This window comes from Pseudomonas sp. MDV22-iso1 (genome assembly GCF_058145095.1).
On sequence record NZ_JBYVMF010000003.1, the window covers coordinates 130430 to 147886 of the forward strand.

The window sequence follows — 17457 nt, forward strand, 5'->3', positions numbered from 1 at the left end:
ATCCAACCGATATTATACAGGTCACATTCATTGCTCTACCGTTGAGTTGCGTCGGGTATCGATGGCGTGATCGATGCTTCCCGCAATGAGCTGCGACGTCAGTTCACCATTCAAAAAAACAATAAATATAAAAAGAGGGTTGATGATGGAAAGCACCTTCCACGGAATAATCGCCTTTGCCCTGCTGGCGGGCATGCTGCTGGTGGGCAGTATCCTGCGTAACCGCATTGGTCTGTTCCGCAACTCGCTGGCACCGGCCAGCATGATCGGCGGCATGCTCGGATTTACGCTGTTATCGTTCGGGCTGATACCGGGGTTTGAGGCCAGTGACTTCGAAGCCCTGACCTTCCACTTTTTCACCCTGAGCTTCATGTCCCTGTGCCTCACCGGCAAAAGCAAAGACGCCGCCCTTTCAGGTGGCAGCGTGGTGCGCGGTGGACTGTGGCTCACGCTGATCTGGACGATCAGCCTGGGGCTGCAAGGCGTGATTGGCTATCTGGTGATCAGCGGTTATGACGCGGTCACCGGCGCCGGTATCAGCGAATGGCTGGGCGCCATTGTCACCCATGGTTTCACCCAAGGCCCTGGCCAGGCGCTGACCTACGGCGGCCTCTGGGAGAAAGAGTACGGGATTGCAAACGCGGCCCAGGTCGGTCTGATTTATGCGTCCCTCGGCTTTCTGGTGGCCTTCGTTGTCGGTGTGCCGATGGCCAACAACTTTATCCGCCGTGGGCTCAATGCCAACAAAGCCTCGAACATCGATGAGAACTTCAAATCGGGCTTTTACAACGGGACGCAGGTACCGAGCAGCGGCCGCATGGTCTCGCACCCGGCAAACCTGGATTCGCTGGCCTATCACCTCGGACTGCTCGCCGTTGCCTACCTGATCACCTACGTCTGGCTGAGCTTCATGCAAGGTCAGATCAAGGATTTCTCGGCAGGCGGCGTCAACCTCTCGGTGCTGTTCAGCTACAACCTGTTTTTCCTTCATGGCCTGGCGGTCTGTGTGTTGATGCGCCTGGTGATCGACCGCTGCGGTCTGGCCCATCGCGTCGATGACGAAACCCTGAAACGCATCACCGGTTCATCCATCGACTTCATGGTCGTGGGCACCCTGATGAGCATCCAGTTTGCCGTGCTCTACGCCCTGCTCACGCCGATCCTGCTGGTGACGGTTGCCGTGACGTTGGTCACATTGATCGGCTGTCTCTATCTCGGGCGCCTGAGCGGAACCCTCGGACCGGAACGGGCGATTACCGCGTTTGGTTGCTGCTGTGGTTCGACCGGCACCGGTCTGCTGCTGTTACGCATGATGGATGCCGACTTCAGTACCTCCGTGCCCAAGGAGCTCGCGTTCTTCAACCTGGCGATCATCTTCAGCACGTTCCACATCCTGTTTTTCTTTGCCCCGATCGTGCCCTCGCTGGGCGGGTGGAACTACCTGCTGGTCTTCGGCGGCACGGCACTGGTCTTCCTCGCCTGCGTTCCACTGCTGATGAAATTCAGGGCCAGTACCGCCCCTGCCCCGACGACCCCGATCAAGGAGTCCTGCCAATGAGCATTACCGTCTTCACCGCCAAGCGCATCCTCACAATGAATCCCTCCCAGCCTGAAGCCACACACATTGCGGTGCGCGACGGCCGCGTGCTGTGCGTCGGCCCGCTGGAGGTGATGCAAGAGCTGGGGGACTACACGCTGGATCGGCGCTTTGCGGACCACACCATCCTGCCGGGCTTCGTCGAAGGGCATAGCCACGCCCTCGAAGGCGCCATGTGGAATTACCTCTACCTGGGCTACTTTGCCCGCGTCGATCCTGAAGGGACTCACTGGTCCGGTGCGGACAGCATCGCCGCCATGCAACAACGCCTGCGCGACGCTGCCGAAGGGTTGGCACCCGGCGAACCGCTGATCGCCTGGGGCTTCGACCCCGTCTATTTCGAAGGTGCCCGACTCGACCGGCAGCTGCTGGATGGTGCCGTGAAAGACCGACCGGTCGTGGTCATGCATGCAAGCCTGCACGTCATGACGGTCAACAGCCGGATGCTTGAACAGTCTGATCTTGACCGCCATCCGGGGATCGAAGGGATCATGCTCGACGCCGATGGCCGGCCTAACGGTGAGCTGCAGGAAATGGCGGCGATGCATGCCATTTTCGAAACCCTGGAGATGAATCTGTTTGAGGCCGTGTCGTCCCCTGGCACGCTGCGACGCTATGGTCAGGCTGCCCGCAATGCCGGGATCACGACCATCACCGACCTCTATAACCCCCTGACCGATGACGGTATCGCAGCGCTGAGATTGGTGACGAGCGAAGCTGATTTTCCCGTGCGCCTGGTGCCGGCGATGAGTGCGCTGGCCTGGTCGCCGGAACAGGGCGTCGAACGCCTGCAGCACTGCCTGCCACTGGGCAACGACAAGCTGAAATTTGGCTTGGTGAAGATGATGACGGACGGATCAATCCAGGGCTATACGGCGCGAATGAAGTGGCCTTACTACCACGATGGTCATGCCAACGGCATCTGGAACGCGCCACCCGAAGCCCTGCAGGAGATGGTGCAGGTTTACCATCAGGCGGGGCTGCAATTGCATATCCACACCAACGGTGATGAAGCGGTCGAGCTGATGCTGGATGCCGTGGAAAGCGCCCTGGATCTGTGGCCACGTGCCGATCACAGGCATACGCTGCAGCATTGCCAGGTGATCGACCATGCTCAGCTACGGCGCACGGCCAAACTCGGCCTGTGCCTGAACATGTTTGCCAACCATCTGTATTACTGGGGCGACATTCACCGTCGACACACCTTGGGCTACGAGCGCAGTCGTCGACTTGAGCCCCTCGCTTCCGCGCGGCGGCTGGGCATCGTCACCGCGATCCACAGTGACGCGCCGGTAACGCCGCTTGGGCCGCTGTTCACGGCCTGGTGCGCGGTGATGCGCGAAACCGCCTCCGGCGAAGTGTTGGGTAAAGAAGAGCGCGTGAGTGTTCCACAGGCACTGGAAATGATCACGCTGGGCGCGGCCTACACCTTGCGTCTCGATCACCTGGTCGGCAGCCTCGAAATCGGTAAATTCGCGGACATGGTGGTACTCGATCAGGACCCGTTGACCATCGATCCGGCGCAGTTGCGCACGGTTCGCGTGCTGGCAACCGTGTTGGGAGGTGAGGTCCATGCCAACACCTGACCCGGTGCCCCTGACGGTCATCACCGGCTTCCTCGGTGGCGGAAAGACCACCTACCTCAATGAGCTGATTCGACAGGGATTGCCCCCGGACAGCCTGATCGTGGTGAATGACTTCGGTGACATCAACATCGATGCCGAGCTGATTGACTACCGCGATGACAGAATCCTGCAACTGGGCAATGGCTGTATCTGCTGCACGCTGGGCGGCACCCTGGCAGAACAATTGGCCCAGGCGATGCGGATGGAGCAGCGACCCGGCGCGATCTATATCGAAGCCAGCGGCGTCGCGGAGCCTGCGCGCATCGCCGATATTGCGCGGGTATCACGGCAGTTGAGGCTGGAGTCGGTGGTCTGCCTGATCGACGCCAGCCAGATTTCCCATCATGCCCAAAGCCGTTACACCGCAGACGTCTGGCGGGCCCAGATTGCCGCCTCCGACCAGTTGATCATCAATCGCCTGCCGGCGGACGGTAGCGTCGAGTATGCGCGAGCGCAGGCCATTCTCCGGGACCTGAATGGCCCCGCGATGCAAGCGCTAAACGACGGCTTGCAAGCTCCATCAGCCATCGCTCGCACGGTCCCGACGACTGATCGCCTCTCACCCGTGTCACCCGCGGCCGCGAGTGAAAACAGCTGGGGTTCTATCAGTGTGAAGTACGCCGCGGCCATCGATGCCGCTCGGCTCGAACAGCTGCTAGGTGAATATGCCGATGTCTTGCTCCGCGCCAAAGGAATACTGGAGCGGCTCGATCGTGACGGGCCTCAGGTGTTGCAGCTGAGTGGCCGCAGCATTCGCTGGCTGGCGGCCACACGGGCGGCGGCGGGTAACCACCTGGTGTGCATCGGCATCAAAGGCTCGCGCTTTGACGAACTGGGCGCCCGACTGATGCAACTCGAGCGCACTCAAGACTCGCGTCACTGATCCAGACACGCCTGGGGCGCGCGTCTGGATTCACTGGCCGATTCTGGCTGTAGAGTCGGTCTCAGGCGCTGACCTTTTCGCCCTGCTGCTGCATCAGGCTGGCCATCCTGCGGCCAAACAACTTGGCCAGTGCCTCAGGGTCGCCAGCGGCTTCGTCCAGCGCTTCTACCACTGCTTGCAGGGTTGGCCGGGTCTTGGCCAGCAGTTCGTCGATGTAGTACTCCGGAGTGATGTGCATATGCGCCTCGTAGCGGCGAAAGAGTGCGAGGAGCTCCGGGTCCAGCTTGATTGTCAGGGTATCGGCGGACATCTGATTGACCTCTCCAGGTTGTTCGGCGGCAACCGCCACGGGTTTTACCAGCGCGACCATCCTTAGCCGCCAGCGCCCTGGACCATAGGGCCAGTCGCTGCCCACCCGTGGCGCCAGTCACTGCAACTGGCCACATCGGGTGCCGGGAACTGGTCCCTCCCCAACACGGGTCACCTCCCTAGAATCAAGACTTCCTTTCCGGCCCCCGAGGCGATATTCATGACCGACCTGAACTTCGAACCCGCCAGCCGCCTGGTCCCTGTACGGGAGTTGTTCGGTATCGACTCCAGCCTGCGCGTTCCCGTGTTTCTCACGCCAGACGAACATGTGCCGCAGATCGACGCGGCCTATCGATTCAACCCAGAAGTCACCCTGGCGATTCTCGCGGGCTTCACGCGCAATCGCCGGGTGATGCTGCAAGGCTTGCACGGCAGCGGCAAGTCGACCCATATCGAACAGGTCGCGGCGCGGCTCAACTGGCCTTGCACCCGGGTCAACCTGGACGGCCATATCAGCCGCCTGGACCTGATCGGCAAGGACGGCATTGTGTTGCGCGAGGGCAAGCAGGTCACCGAGTTTCAGGAAGGCATTTTGCCCTGGGCCCTGCGTCGCCCCATGGCGCTGATTTTCGACGAATACGACGCGGGTCGACCGGATGTGATGTTCGTGATTCAGCGCATCCTCGAACGCGACGGCAAGCTCAATCTGCTGGACCAGAATCAGGTGATCCTGCCGCACCCGTCGTTCCGCCTGTTCGCGACCGCCAACACCGTTGGCCTGGGCAATCTGAACGGGCTTTACAACGGCACTCAGGTGCTCAATCAGGCGCAGCTGGATCGCTGGAACATCGTTGCCACCCTGAATTACCTGCCCCAGGCAGAAGAAGTCGCGATCGTCGCCTCCCGGGTGCCGCACTTGCTCGCCCGGCACGGCGAACCGTTGCTGACGCAGATGGTGGCCGTGGCCGACCTGACGCGCCAAGGCTTCGCCAGCGGCGACCTGTCGACCCTGATGTCGCCACGCTGCGTGATTTCCTGGGCGGAAAACATGGAGATTTTCAGCGACCCGGCGTTGGCGTTCCGCCTGTCATTCCTCAACAAATGCGACGAAGCAGAGCGGCCCATCGTCGCCGAGTACTACCAACGCTGTTTCGATCAGGAGCTGACCGAGTCGGCGTTCCCCCTGCTGGCACTGGCCTGAACCCGCACAGGAAGACCACGATGAACCCGCCTCCACGTCGCGAGAAACGCCAGCAACAACTCGAGGAACTCTGTGCGGCGACGCTGCGGGCATTGTCCGGCGAGCCCCGCGTACGTTATCGCGGTGGCCGTCTGGAAGTGCAGGAACGGCACTTCCCGGTGCGCGCGCCACACCTTCATCCAGACCCGGAACGTGATGAAAGTCGAGCCTGGCGCGGGGTGTCTGACAGCCTGGCGCTGCGTTTGAAACACAGCGATCCGGCCCTGGTCCGCCAGGTGCTGCCGGCGCAACCCATCGCGCGCCTGGTGTTCGAACTGCTTGAGCAACTGCGCGTCGAGTCGTTGGTGGCCGACTGTCATCCCGGCGTGCGGCGCAATCTGTTGCAGCGCTTCGAGCAGTGGAGCCAGCAGTTTCTCGACGCTGGACAGGCCGAGGGACACGTCGGCCTGCTGCTCTTCACCCTGGCGCAGATGAGCTGGATTCTGCTGTGTGGCGGCCGCGCCGGGGAACAGACGGAGATGCTCATTGAGGCACCTCGCTTGAGCCTGTTGGGGCATTTCGGCGCGGCCTTCGGGCTGATGCGTCGCTGTCGTCATCACCAGGTGGAATTTTCCGGGCATGCCCTGGTGATCGCCGCCAAGGCACAGGAATTGATCGAGAACCTGGATGCCGAATTGCTCGATAACGACGAGCGCAAGGTCTCGGAAATCACCGAGAAGACTCACCTGGCCTTTGCCCTGTTACTCGACGTTGATCAGGATGGCGAGGGCGAGGTCAACAGCAGCGGTGCTGCCGAAGGTAATTCGCGCGGCAGCAGCAACGCCTTTACCTATCAGGTGTTCAGCCGCGACTACGATTGCGAGCGTCACGCCGCAAGCCTGGTACGGCCCGAATTGTTGCGCGAACTGCGCCAGCGCCTCGACCGCCGCCTGGCCGGTCAGGGCCTTAATCTGCCGCGCCTGGCCAAGCGCCTGGGCGCCCTGTTGGCGGCGCCTCGTCGAGATGGCTGGGCCTTCGCCCAAACCGACGGACAGATCGATGCCGGGCGCCTCAGTCGCCTGATCATCAGCCCCGAGCAACGGGAGATTTTTCGCCACGAACAGGAGCGTCCGCACAGTGATTGCCTGGTCAGCCTGCTGATCGACAACTCCGGCTCCATGCGCAACCACATCGACAGCGTCGCCCTGCTGGCTGACGCCTTCAGTCGTGCCCTGGAACTGGCGGGTGCACGCTGTGAAATCCTCGGGTTCACGACCGGCCAATGGAACGGCGGACGCCCGTTGAAGCGCTGGCGCGCCATGGGCCAGCCCGCCAATCCGGGACGGCTCAACGAGCTTAGCCATGTGGTCTACAAGGATGCCGAAACGTCCTGGCGCCGCGCGCGGCCGACCATTGCCGCACTGCTCAAGTCGGATCTGTTTCGCGAAGGCATCGACGGCGAGGCGCTCCTCTGGGCGCGTCAACGGCTGCTGCAGCGTGACGCACGGCGGCGCATCCTGATCGTCATCTCCGACGGCTGCCCGATGGACAGCGCGACCCACCAGACCAACCAGCAGGACATCCTCGACCTGCACCTCAAACACGTGGCACGACAGATCGAACAGGAGCCCGGCATCGAGCTGTATGCCCTTGGTGTCGGTCTGGATCTGAGCCCCTACTATCGCAATAGCCTGGAGCTCGATCTGTCGCGCAGCCTGGACAATGCCGTGTTCGACGAAATCCTGCGGCTGCTTAAGGGCCGTTGCTGAGCCTGCTGCCGATCATTCAAGTGTGATGATAAGAACCTGTGGCGAGGGGATTTATCCCCGTCCGGCTGCGCAGCAGTCGTAAAGCCAGCTCATGCGGTTTGCCAAATACACCTCGATTGCAGTTTTTGGGGCTGCTTCGCAGCCCAACGGGGATAAATCCCCTCGCCACAGATATGTATTACTCGCATTGTTTCTTCACTGACTAGTCATTCCCACCACCACAAATCACTCAGCAACAGTGTTGTCTGTTTTTACGACTGCTGCGCAAGATCGCGGCCCGAGCCTAACGCAGCCTCGCGGGCTCGGCAGCTGCTATAGGGGCGCAGGTGCTTTGGAGATCGGTGATCAGAGACCACAAAAAAAGCCGCCCATCGGCGACTTTTATTGAGATCCCTTTCAGTCCTGACGACTAGCTGCTAACCGGTACGATTTCCGGCAGGCCCTTGATCCGCCGCCAGATGGTGCGACTGATGAACGCCAGAATCAGAATCGCCAGGCTGACGACACCCAATGCCAGCGGCATGCGTTGATCGGGTATGAAGGCCATGCCGGTTACGATGCCGAGCATGCCGAAGATCGCGACGTAGGTCAGGTAGGGATAGCACCACATCCGCACCTTGAGTTTCTCCGGCGCCTCGCGTTCCAGCTTCGCCCGCAAGCGCAGTTGAGACAGGGCGATCAGCACATAGACGAAGATCGCCACGGTGCCATAGGAGTTGACCAGGAAGGCGAAGATGGTGTCCGGCGATATGTACGACATGACCACCGACAGATAGCCGAACAGCGTGCCGAAGAAGATCGCCCGGCGCGGTACGCCGCTCTTGGACAACTTGGCCAGGCTGCGCGGTGCGTCGCCGCGTTTGGTCAGTGCGAACAGCATGCGCGAAGACGCATAAATGCCCGAATTGAGACAGGACAGCACGGCCGTGAGCACGATGGCGTTCATCACGTGCGCGGCCCAGTCGAAGCCCATGGCTGCCAGCGCGCTGGAATACGGCGTGAGCATGGCGGGCGAATCCCAAGGGACCAGGGTGACCACCAGCAGGATCGAGCCGACGTAGAAGAACAGGACGCGAGTGATCACCGAGTTGGTGGCCCGCGCCACCGAGCGGACCGGGTCGGACGATTCGGCGGCCGCCACAGTGACGATCTCCGCGCCAAAATAAAACCCGGTCGCAGCCACCGCGCCAGTCAGCACCGGGCCGATGCCGTTCGGCATGAAGCCGCCGTGACTGAGCATCGAAGTCAACCCGTGATGGGTTTCAGTCGGCCACATGCCTAAGAGGTACAACCCGCCCAGAAGCAGGAACACCATGATGGCCGCCACCTTGATCGAGGAAAACCAGAACTCGAACTCGCCGAACGAGGCGACCGAGCACAGGTTGGTGAGGGTCAGAATGATCATCAACGTGAGGCTGATGCCCCAGGCCGGTACGTCCGGCAACCAGAACTGAATGAGCGAAGCGCCAGCTACAGCTTCCACTGCAACAACGATCACCCAGAAGTACCAGTACATCCAGCCGGTGAGGAAGCCGGCCAGTTGGCTGGTCTGCTTGTGATCCGCCCAGGCCATGCGCGCATATTCGTAGAAGGATCCGACGGTCGGCAGGGCGCAGGCCATCTCGCCAAGCATGCGCATGATCAGGATGACTAGTACGCCGGTGACAAGAAAGGACACCAGGGCTGCGGGCCCCGCAGACTGGATGACGACACCGCTGCCGACGAACAGGCCGGCACCGATGACACCACCCAGGGCGATCATGGCCATGTGACGTTGCTTGAGTCCCGATTGCAGGCCGCCGTTGGCGCTCTCCGATCGGGTTTGTTGAGGTACGGACATGCTGCTCACCCCATTCGTTTTTATTTTAGGTTGAAAGTCAGTACAGAAGCAGCCGGTCATCGCCGTTATGGTCGGGGGCGAAACAGGCTGCCTACGCAGTGTCTTCCGGGAGGGCAGAACTTTTTAGGGCCAATTGCGGCACGCTGCTGGAGCCACGTTTGCTCACGTATTATTTTTTTTGAACAGCATCAGGAGCAGCGCGGCTGCGGCTAGCAATGCGCCCATGAGGAACGTGCTGTTTGATCCGGTAGTCTGCCATAGCCAACCGGCGAGTACGCTGGCGATCAGCGTGCAGACACCACTGATCCGATTGAAACGACCGAAGGCAGTGCCGCGCGCTTCTCCATTTCCGGGCTCGCCTGAACAGGCGACGGGACGGGTGATGATGACTGCCAATGAAAACCTCAGCCAGCTCACCTCTGGACATCATCGATTTCTGGAAATCACGCTGCTCATGTATTGATTCAAATCGCGGAAATCTTTCACCTGCCATGCGTACGGCGCCAGCTTGACGCCATTCTCGCGCAAGGTTCTTGGGATCAAGTCGCCGTTTGGGCGAAGTATTATCGATGACACGATAACGCCTGGATAATCACTCAGGCGTTTTTTGAAGGCGGTTGTCGTCAGGTCAGGCGTGGGAGGATTGCTCTTGGTGGCCAAGGGTCCTGTTCCCTTGATATCTGCTCCATGGCACATGACACATCGCTGCAAATAGAGGTTTTTTCCGTTGACGTTATCCGCGAAAGACAGTGATGTCTGGATGAGCGTTAAAACGGTCAGAGAAGCGATGAATACGGCTTTTTTTCTCATTGTCCCTGTGCCTGAATACCCCCAAGAACCCGCCCGACTCTGGCCAGGCAATCCGTGCCTGGTAAAGAGCCAGAGTCAGGTGAGTGGTGAGATCCTAGCAGATTGGATCCAAACTGGCATTTAGACTTTTTCTCTCCCTCCGGGCGCTTTCAGCGTTGGCAACATCAGCCCAGTTGAATCTGGATCTTTTCCACGACCTCCTGCATCGCCGGCAAGTAGCGACGCGCGGCTTCCTCGATGGGCATCGCCTTGGCGATGTACACCAGATTCAGGCAGCCCATGACCTGCTCCGCATGCATAACGGGAATCGCAATGGCGGCAATTTTGCGTTCCTCGCCCCAATGGGAATTATTTTCGCCATGCCCTTTGCTGAGCGTGTTCCACAGCGAAGGCTTCAGGACGCGGCGGGAACTGTCACGAGGAAAGGCACGGTACGAATTTTGTCGCCACCCTTGAATTGAATCCACAAGGCATAAGGCCCCGCATGCGCGGGCTTGGCATGCAGCATCAACTGCGCCGAGACTGCGCCTGGGTCGCCATGGTCACCGTGGGCGGCCTGCGCCGCCATGGCGTGCGCATGCACATAGTCCAGCTCATCGGTACTGACGAAAACCGCATGGGCCGCCACACCCAGGTAGGTGTCCAGGTCCTGGGCAGGTTTGCCATCCTTGAGTACGGTCAGCGACATCATGCTTTCGGTGCCGGCGCGCAGGGCCGAGGTATCCAACTTGACCGTATAGGGGTCATCGCTACCTTGCACCGGTTTGGCCGGCGCCTGGGCAGCGGGGTCGGTATCGTCCTGCACAGGCACCTCGAAGCGCACCACCTGCTGGCCGAGCCCGCTCGGCACGGCATCGGCATAGACGTAATAGGTGCCCGACCGGGGAAACTTCATCGCGATCCTGAAACGGCCGTCGGCACCCAGCTTGGCCGCGTGCTCATGGATGAAGCTGGAGAAGTCGCTGGCGGTCGCCAGCACATGGAGTCGCTGGGTCAGTTCTTCGTCAAACTGCAGGATCGGTTGCCCGGTGGCCTTGTCGGTAAAAGCGATCGACAACTCCCGTGTCAAAGGGCCGGTCTCTTTGACGATCAACTCCCCCACGACCTTTTCGCTCTCGCCGGGCAGTGCGAACGTGCCCTTCTTACTTTCCTGCGCCGCCATTGACGGCATTGCTGCCGCGCCTAAAACCGCCAGGCCAACGGTCAGAACCTTTTTGGTATCCATATGGGTTTACTCCTCATTCGATAAGTAATGGCTTGCGACAGGGCATCTGCCGCACAGCCGTCCTTCGCCAAACACCGCAAGCAGCGCTTGCGGACAACAACGGTGTCTAACGCAGCGCGGCGGCACCGCTGCACACCTGCCCCGCCTGCTCGCAGATTTGCCAGCCACCGCCCAGTGCCTTGTAGATGCCGACCACCGCCAAGCGCTGCTCCGTGCGTGCGACGGTCAGTGCGCGGCGGCTGGTGAAGTCCGCTCGCTCGGCCTCCAGTACGTCCAGATACATCCCCTCACCTTCCGTGAAGCGCGTGCGCGCCAGGTTCGCCGCCTCGCGGTTGGCCGTCGCCTCCAGCAACCGCAAGCCCAGGGTGCTGCCCGCACTGCTGTTGGCCTGGAACGCGTCATCGGTTTCCTGCAGGGCGCGCAATACGGTCTGGTCGTAGGTGATCAGCGCCGCCTGGGTGCGCGCCTCGCTGGCGGCGATCCGCGCACGCACCCGCCCGGTGTCCAGCAGCGACCAGCGAATGACCGGTGCGATAAAGCTCGACTGCATGCCCGCATCGCCCAAGGCGCCGAGGCTTCCCGCCAGCAGCCCGATGGAACCCTGCACCTGGATATCCGGATACAAGCCGGCTGTTTCCACGCCGATCTGCGCGGTTTCGGCCGCCAGCGCACGTTCGGCCGCGGCGATATCGGCGCGCCGGGCCAGCAAGCCGGCCGGATCGCCCACCTGCAGGGTGCGCAGTTTCAAGGCCTCACGACCGGGCCTGGCCAGCGGTGGCTTGAACCCTTGCGGCGCCTGCCCCAACAGCACGGCCAACGCGTTAGTGGTCGTTGCGCGACGCTGCCCAAGGCCGGGCGCTACCGCCTCGACATTGCGCAGCAATGCCTCGGCACGCAGCCGATCAAATTCGGTGGCGGCCCCTACGCTGACCAAATGCTCCACCAGACCCAGGCTGTCGCGCTGGCTTTGACTGATGTCCGCCACCACCGCCTGTTCGGCTTCGATTCCTTGCAGCTCGAACCAGGTCGCGGCGACAGTGGCGGCGACGCTCGCCTGCACGCTGCGCAGCAACGCCTGGCGCGATCCCGCCTGGGCCTGCGCGACCTCCACCGAGCGCCGGACGCGGCCAAACAAGTCGATTTCCCAGGCGGCATCCACTGCCGCGCGAGTGGTTTCCACTGAGCGCTGCTGGCCGAACGGGGTCTCGACTTCGCTGCGCTGTCGGTGCTCATAACCGAGGGCGGCACCGCCGCTGGGCAAGAATCCCTGGCGGCTCTCGCGCAGCATCGCCTTGGCTTCGTCGAGCCGCGCGGCGGCGATGCCGATATCGTGGTTGGCCGCCAGTGCCTGCTGGATCAATTGGCTGAGTGCGGGCTCATCAAACACACGCCACCACTGCACCTCGACGTCGCCCGTACCGAGGCCGGCGATGGGCGCGCCGAAGCTCGCCGGCCGTTGCGCAGCGGGCAGCACGGGCGCGGAATAATCAGGCCCCACCGCAGCGCAGCCGGACACCAGGAGCGACGACAACAGAAACGCTTGATAGGCCAATTTCATGACACGCGCTCCTCCATCTGCACCTTCGGACTCGAACCCTTGCGCTCCAGGCGCAGCGCAAGGCTGCGCATCACCACGTAGAACACCGGCGTCAGGAACAGTCCGAACAGCGTCACCCCCAGCATGCCGGCGAACACTGCGACCCCCATGGCATGACGCATCTCGGCCCCGGCGCCGCTGGCAAATACCAGGGGCACCACGCCAGCGATGAACGCCAGCGAGGTCATCAGGATCGGTCGCAGGCGCAACTGGCACGCATGGATAACCGCTTCCAGCGGGCTGGCACCTTCGGCTTCAAGACTGCGCGCGAACTCGACAATCAATATGGCGTTTTTCGCAGCCAGGCCAACCAGCACCACCAGCCCGATCTGCACGAACACATTGTTGTCGCCGTCCACCAGCCAGACCCCGATGATCGCGCTGAGCAGGCACATGGGCACAATCAGCAAGACCGCCAGGGGCAGCAGCCAGCTGTTGTATTGCGCGACCAGGATCAGGTAGGCCAGCAACACACAGAGCGGAAAAATGAACAGGGCCGATGACCCGGCGAGCTTCTGCTGGTAGGTCAAGTCCGTCCATTCATAGGTCACGCCTTCGGGCAGCACCTCTTGCGCCAGGCGCTCCATGAGTGCCACGGCCTGTCCCGAGCTGACCCCGGGCATCGCTCCGCCAGAGATGTCGGCCGAAGGGTAGCCGTTGTAGTGAATCACCCGATCGGGGCCGGACCCCGGGGTGACGGTGACAAACGCCGACAACGGCAGCATGTCCCCGTCCGCATTGCGCACCTGCAGGCGGCCGATGGCCTCGGCTTGCATGCGGTGGTCCGCATCCGCCTGGGCGGTCACTTTGTAGGTGCGGCCGAAACGGTTGAAGTCGTTGACGTACAGCGAACCGAGGTAGACCTGCAACGACTCGAACACATCCGCCAGTCGCACACCCTGGCTCTTGACCTGGGTGCGGTCGATATCAACATTCAACTGGGGCGCGTTGACGTCCAGACTCGTCATCAACCCGACGACCTGGCCCGACTCGGTGGCTTTTGTCATCAGCATCCGGGTCTGCTGCACCAGCGCCTCAAGCCCGACCCCGCCACGGTCCTCGACCTGCAGCTTGAAGCCTCCGGTGACCCCAAGGCCGGGCACTGGCGGCGGCGGGAACACACCGAGGAACCCGTCGGGAATGCTTGCGAATTTAGCTTGCAGGCGCCCGGCGATGGCAACCGCCGTCATGTCGGGAGAGGTACGTTCCTTGAACGGATCGAGCATGACGAACATCACGGCGGCATTCGGGACATTGACGAAGCCGTTGACCGACAGCCCGGGGAACGCCACCACGCTTTCGACCCCCGGTTCACCCAGGGCGATTTTCGACATTTGCCGCACCACCGCATCGGTACGATCCAGCGAAGCCGAATTGGGCAACTGGGCGATGCCGACCAAGTAGTACTTGTCTTGCATCGGCACGAAGCCCGCCGGTACAGCGCTGAAGCCAAACCAGGTCAGCGCGAGCAACCCGCCATAGACCAACAGCGCCGCGCCGCGACGGCCCGCCACTTTGCGCACCGTGTTGCCATACGCCTGCGGGGCATGGTGGAACGGCCGGCCCAGCACCTGCGCCAGGTACGCGGCGCGTCCACGCAGGCTGCGCGGGTCATGCACCACCGCCGCGCCGCGCGGGCGCAACAACAGTCCGGCCAGTGCCGGGCTGAGGGTCAAGGAGTTGACCGCCGACAGGATGGTGGAAATCGCGATGGTCAGCGCGAACTGTCGATAGAACTCGCCTTGCAGGCCACTGAGGAACGCCGTGGGGATGAACACGGCAGCGAGTACCGAGGTGATCGCAATGATCGGTCCGGTGACCTCGCCCATCGCTCGCCGCGCCGCCTGCGCAGGCTCCTCGCCGTTCTCGATATGCCGCTCGACGTTCTCGACCACCACGATGGCATCGTCGACCACGATCCCGATGGACAGCACCAGGCCGAACAACGACAGGGTATTGAGGGAAAAACCCATCAGGTGCATGACGGCGAAGGTGCCGACGATCGACACCGGTACGGCCATCAACGGTATCAGCGACGCGCGCCAGTTACGCAGGAACACCACCACCACGAGGACCACCAGCAGGATCGCTTCCATCAGGGTGATGGCCACTGACTCCAGCGATGCCCGCACAAACACGGTCGGGTCATAGGCAATCCGCGACACCAGCCCCTCGGGGAAGTTGGCCTCCAGGCGCCGCATGGTATCGCGCACCGCCTGCGCCACATCGAGCGCGTTGGCGCCCGGGCTCTGGATGATCTGCAAGGCAACGGCCGGTTCGCCGTCCAACAGGCTGCGCAGCGCGTAGGCATCGGCTCCCATTTCGATACGGGCCACATCACGCAGACGCGTCACCTGGCCGTTATCGCCGGTGCGGATGATGATGTCGCCGAATTGCTCCTCGTCCGTCAGGCGTCCGAGGGTATTGACCGTCACCTGAAATGCCGCGCTGGAATCAGGCGCCTGGCCGACCGAGCCGGCCGCCACTTGCACGTTCTGCTCACGCACCGCCGTAATCACGTCGCCTGCGGTCAGGCCACGCGCGGCGATCAGGTCCGGGTCGAGCCACAGACGCATGCTGTACTCGCCCGCTCCCCACACCAGCACGTCGTTGATTCCCGGAATCCGCGACAGCTCGTCGCGCACCTGGAGGTAGGCATAGTTGGAGATGTAGAGCGGATCATAACGTTGGTCCGGTGACAGCAGATGGACCACCATGAGGATGTCCGGGGACGTCTTCTGCGTCACCACGCCCAGGCGCTGGACCTCTTCGGGCAAGCGCGGCAGGGCTCGCGAGACGCGGTTTTGCACCTGAATCTGCGCCATGTCCGCGTTCGTACCCTGGGCAAACGTCGCGGTCAGGATCATGCGGCCATCGGTCGCCGATTGCGACGTCATGTACAGCATGCCCTCGACCCCGGTGATCACCTGTTCAAGGGGCGCCGCTACCGTTTCGGCGATCACCTGCGGGTTGGCGCCCGGATAGGAAGCGGTCACTTGCACGGTGGGCGGCGTCACGGCAGGGTATTCGCTGAGCGGCAAATGAAAGAAGGCCACGATACCGGCGATCATCATCAACACCGACAGCACGATGGCGAAGATCGGCCGGTCAATGAAAAAGCGTGGGAAGTTCATTGCACGCCCCCCAGAACCAGCGGCGCCTCCAGCAGCGCCCCCTCAATGTTGGCGGCCAGCGGTGTCACCTGCATGCCCGGGCGCACCAGTCCCTTGACGACAATGCGTTCCCCCGGTTGCAGGCCCTGCTCAATCACTCGCAAACCGTTGGCCATCGGCCCGAGCTCGACGGGGCGATACTCGGTCTTGTCACCGGCGCCAACCACCAGCACATAGCGGCGGCCCTGGTCAGTGCCAATGGATTGGTCGGCCACCAACACCCGGGGTTGCGGCGCGCCGGTGTCCAGCTTGACCTTGGCGAACAGCCCGGGCGTCAGGCGCCCATCCGGGTTGTCGACCACAGCACGCGCGCGCACGGTGCCGGTCTTGCGATCAGCTGCGTTCGCCAGGAAGTCCACCCGCCCGGCCCGCGCATAACTCGCATCGTCGAGCATCGCCACCATGACCTTGGCGGCCTTCTCCCCTTTCGACGCGGCAACCGCCCGAGTCGCGGCAAGCGAGCGCAGATAGGTGCGTTCGTCGACATCGAAATACACATGCAAGGGGTCGATGGAGACGATCGTCGTCAGCGGCGTCACTCCACGGGTGACGTAATTGCCCTCGGTGACAAGGGCACGGTCGACGCGGCCGCTGATGGGTGCGGTAACGCGGGTGTAGCTCAAGTCCAGTTGTGCGGCGTCCAGCGCGGCTTTGGCGGCATCGACCTGAGCCCTGCCGGCATTCAGCGAGGCGATGGCGGTGTCGAGACGATCCCGCGCCACCACTTTTTTGGCGAACAGTTGCTCGGCCCGGCCATGCTCGGCCTGGGCCAGCAACGCGTTGGCCTCAGCCTCACGCAAACGCCCCTTTGCAGCGTTCAGTGCAGCCTGGAACTCCCGAGGGTCAATCACAAATAAAAGACTGCCCCTGGCCACCGATTGCCCCTCAGGCACGCTGACACTTTGCAGGTAACCACTAACACGCGGACGCAGCTCAACCTGATCAATCGCGGTCAACGAACCGGTGTATTCAACAAACGGAGTCACCGGCTGCGCAACCACCTCGGCCACCGGCACGCCAGGCGGCCTGGCGGCCTCGGCCGCAGGCGCGCCCTCCTTGCAACCACCCAGCGCGAACACGCCAGTTACCGCCACAGCGACCAGGGTTAATCGCTTGCCATACATCGCGTACCTCCTTGTGATTTTCAGGACAGACCTGGGTTTGAGGTCTTATCCGGCTTGTCACAAGGGGAAGGTCAAGCGGTAAGGAGATGCGGATGTGGGGGTGTGGGGCTTGGGTGCGGTTACGGGTTGGTGAGCGGCTGGATGAAGGTTTGGTTACTGCGGGTGGCGGTCACTCGTGATGCCCTAGCCAAAATCAAATTGCCCCTATCCGCCACAGAGAGCGGCGCCTGCTCTCACCACTTATTGGAAAGGTAAAGCATGAGGAAACCAACGCCGGTAGCGACGAGCCCTTTACATATCTCATACCCGGATCCGTCGTCTGCAA

At 62.1% G+C, this 17457-nt stretch carries 12 protein-coding genes and 1 pseudogene; 5 read left to right on the top strand and 8 right to left on the bottom strand.

The window, feature by feature from the left end:
* The first annotated feature begins 142 nt into the window (after window positions 1-142).
* The 3 genes from AC3ZVB_RS05100 to AC3ZVB_RS05110 are packed head-to-tail and all read left to right on the top strand — an operon-like array spanning window position 143 to window position 4105.
* Entirely contained in the window at window positions 143-1558 is a 1416-nt protein-coding gene (locus AC3ZVB_RS05100; protein ID WP_490145939.1) for a sodium/glutamate symporter, read from the top strand.
* A complete protein-coding gene (locus tag AC3ZVB_RS05105) occupies window positions 1555-3183 on the top strand; it encodes an amidohydrolase (protein ID WP_490145940.1) in 1629 nt (542 codons plus the stop codon). Before AC3ZVB_RS05100 ends, AC3ZVB_RS05105 begins: the two co-directional genes overlap by 4 nt.
* Entirely contained in the window at window positions 3170-4105 is a 936-nt protein-coding gene (locus AC3ZVB_RS05110) for a CobW family GTP-binding protein (protein ID WP_490145941.1), read from the top strand. Before AC3ZVB_RS05105 ends, AC3ZVB_RS05110 begins: the two co-directional genes overlap by 14 nt.
* A gap of 61 nt (window positions 4106-4166) precedes the next feature.
* Here the strand turns inward: AC3ZVB_RS05110 and AC3ZVB_RS05115 are convergent, their stop codons facing one another.
* Window positions 4167-4475, bottom strand: a complete 309-nt coding sequence (locus tag AC3ZVB_RS05115) for a hypothetical protein (protein ID WP_247267001.1) — start codon at window positions 4473-4475, stop codon at window positions 4167-4169.
* Window positions 4476-4634: 159 nt separating this feature from the next.
* Between AC3ZVB_RS05115 and AC3ZVB_RS05120 the strand changes: the two genes are divergently transcribed.
* The gene (locus AC3ZVB_RS05120; RefSeq protein WP_162440499.1) at window positions 4635-5615 is read left to right on the top strand and encodes an AAA family ATPase; all 981 of its coding nucleotides are present in this window, start codon (window positions 4635-4637) and stop codon (window positions 5613-5615) included.
* Window positions 5616-5635: 20 nt separating this feature from the next.
* On the top strand, window positions 5636-7363 hold the full coding sequence (locus tag AC3ZVB_RS05125; protein ID WP_247267002.1) for a cobaltochelatase CobT-related protein: 1728 nt from the start codon (window positions 5636-5638) through the stop codon (window positions 7361-7363).
* Between the two features lie 409 nt (window positions 7364-7772).
* On the opposite strand, the gene AC3ZVB_RS05130 is transcribed toward AC3ZVB_RS05125, so the two are convergent.
* From AC3ZVB_RS05130 to AC3ZVB_RS05160, 7 genes and pseudogenes are all read right to left on the bottom strand, one after another.
* Entirely contained in the window at window positions 7773-9203 is a 1431-nt protein-coding gene (locus AC3ZVB_RS05130) for an amino acid permease (RefSeq protein WP_194690340.1), read from the bottom strand.
* A gap of 162 nt (window positions 9204-9365) precedes the next feature.
* A pseudogene (locus AC3ZVB_RS05135) lies at window positions 9366-9539 on the bottom strand (LPXTG cell wall anchor domain-containing protein); the annotation flags it as partial.
* Window positions 9540-9629: 90 nt separating this feature from the next.
* Complete coding sequence (locus tag AC3ZVB_RS05140) at window positions 9630-10013, bottom strand: c-type cytochrome (protein ID WP_490145942.1); 384 nt, start codon at window positions 10011-10013, stop codon at window positions 9630-9632.
* 394 nt (window positions 10014-10407) lie between these two features.
* A complete protein-coding gene (locus AC3ZVB_RS05145) occupies window positions 10408-11238 on the bottom strand; it encodes a DUF8832 domain-containing protein (RefSeq protein ID WP_490145943.1) in 831 nt (276 codons plus the stop codon).
* Between the two features lie 106 nt (window positions 11239-11344).
* Window positions 11345-12796 carry an efflux transporter outer membrane subunit gene (locus AC3ZVB_RS05150; RefSeq protein ID WP_490145944.1) on the bottom strand — a complete coding sequence of 484 codons (1452 nt, stop codon included), beginning with the start codon at window positions 12794-12796 and terminating at the stop codon, window positions 11345-11347.
* Complete coding sequence (locus AC3ZVB_RS05155) at window positions 12793-15969, bottom strand: efflux RND transporter permease subunit (protein WP_490145945.1); 3177 nt, start codon at window positions 15967-15969, stop codon at window positions 12793-12795. The genes AC3ZVB_RS05150 and AC3ZVB_RS05155 overlap by 4 nt, the downstream gene beginning before the upstream one ends.
* Window positions 15966-17132: an efflux RND transporter periplasmic adaptor subunit gene (locus AC3ZVB_RS05160; RefSeq protein WP_490145946.1), complete on the bottom strand. Its 1167-nt coding sequence runs from the start codon at window positions 17130-17132 to the stop codon at window positions 15966-15968. The genes AC3ZVB_RS05155 and AC3ZVB_RS05160 overlap by 4 nt, the downstream gene beginning before the upstream one ends.
* Window positions 17133-17457: the final 325 nt, after the last annotated feature.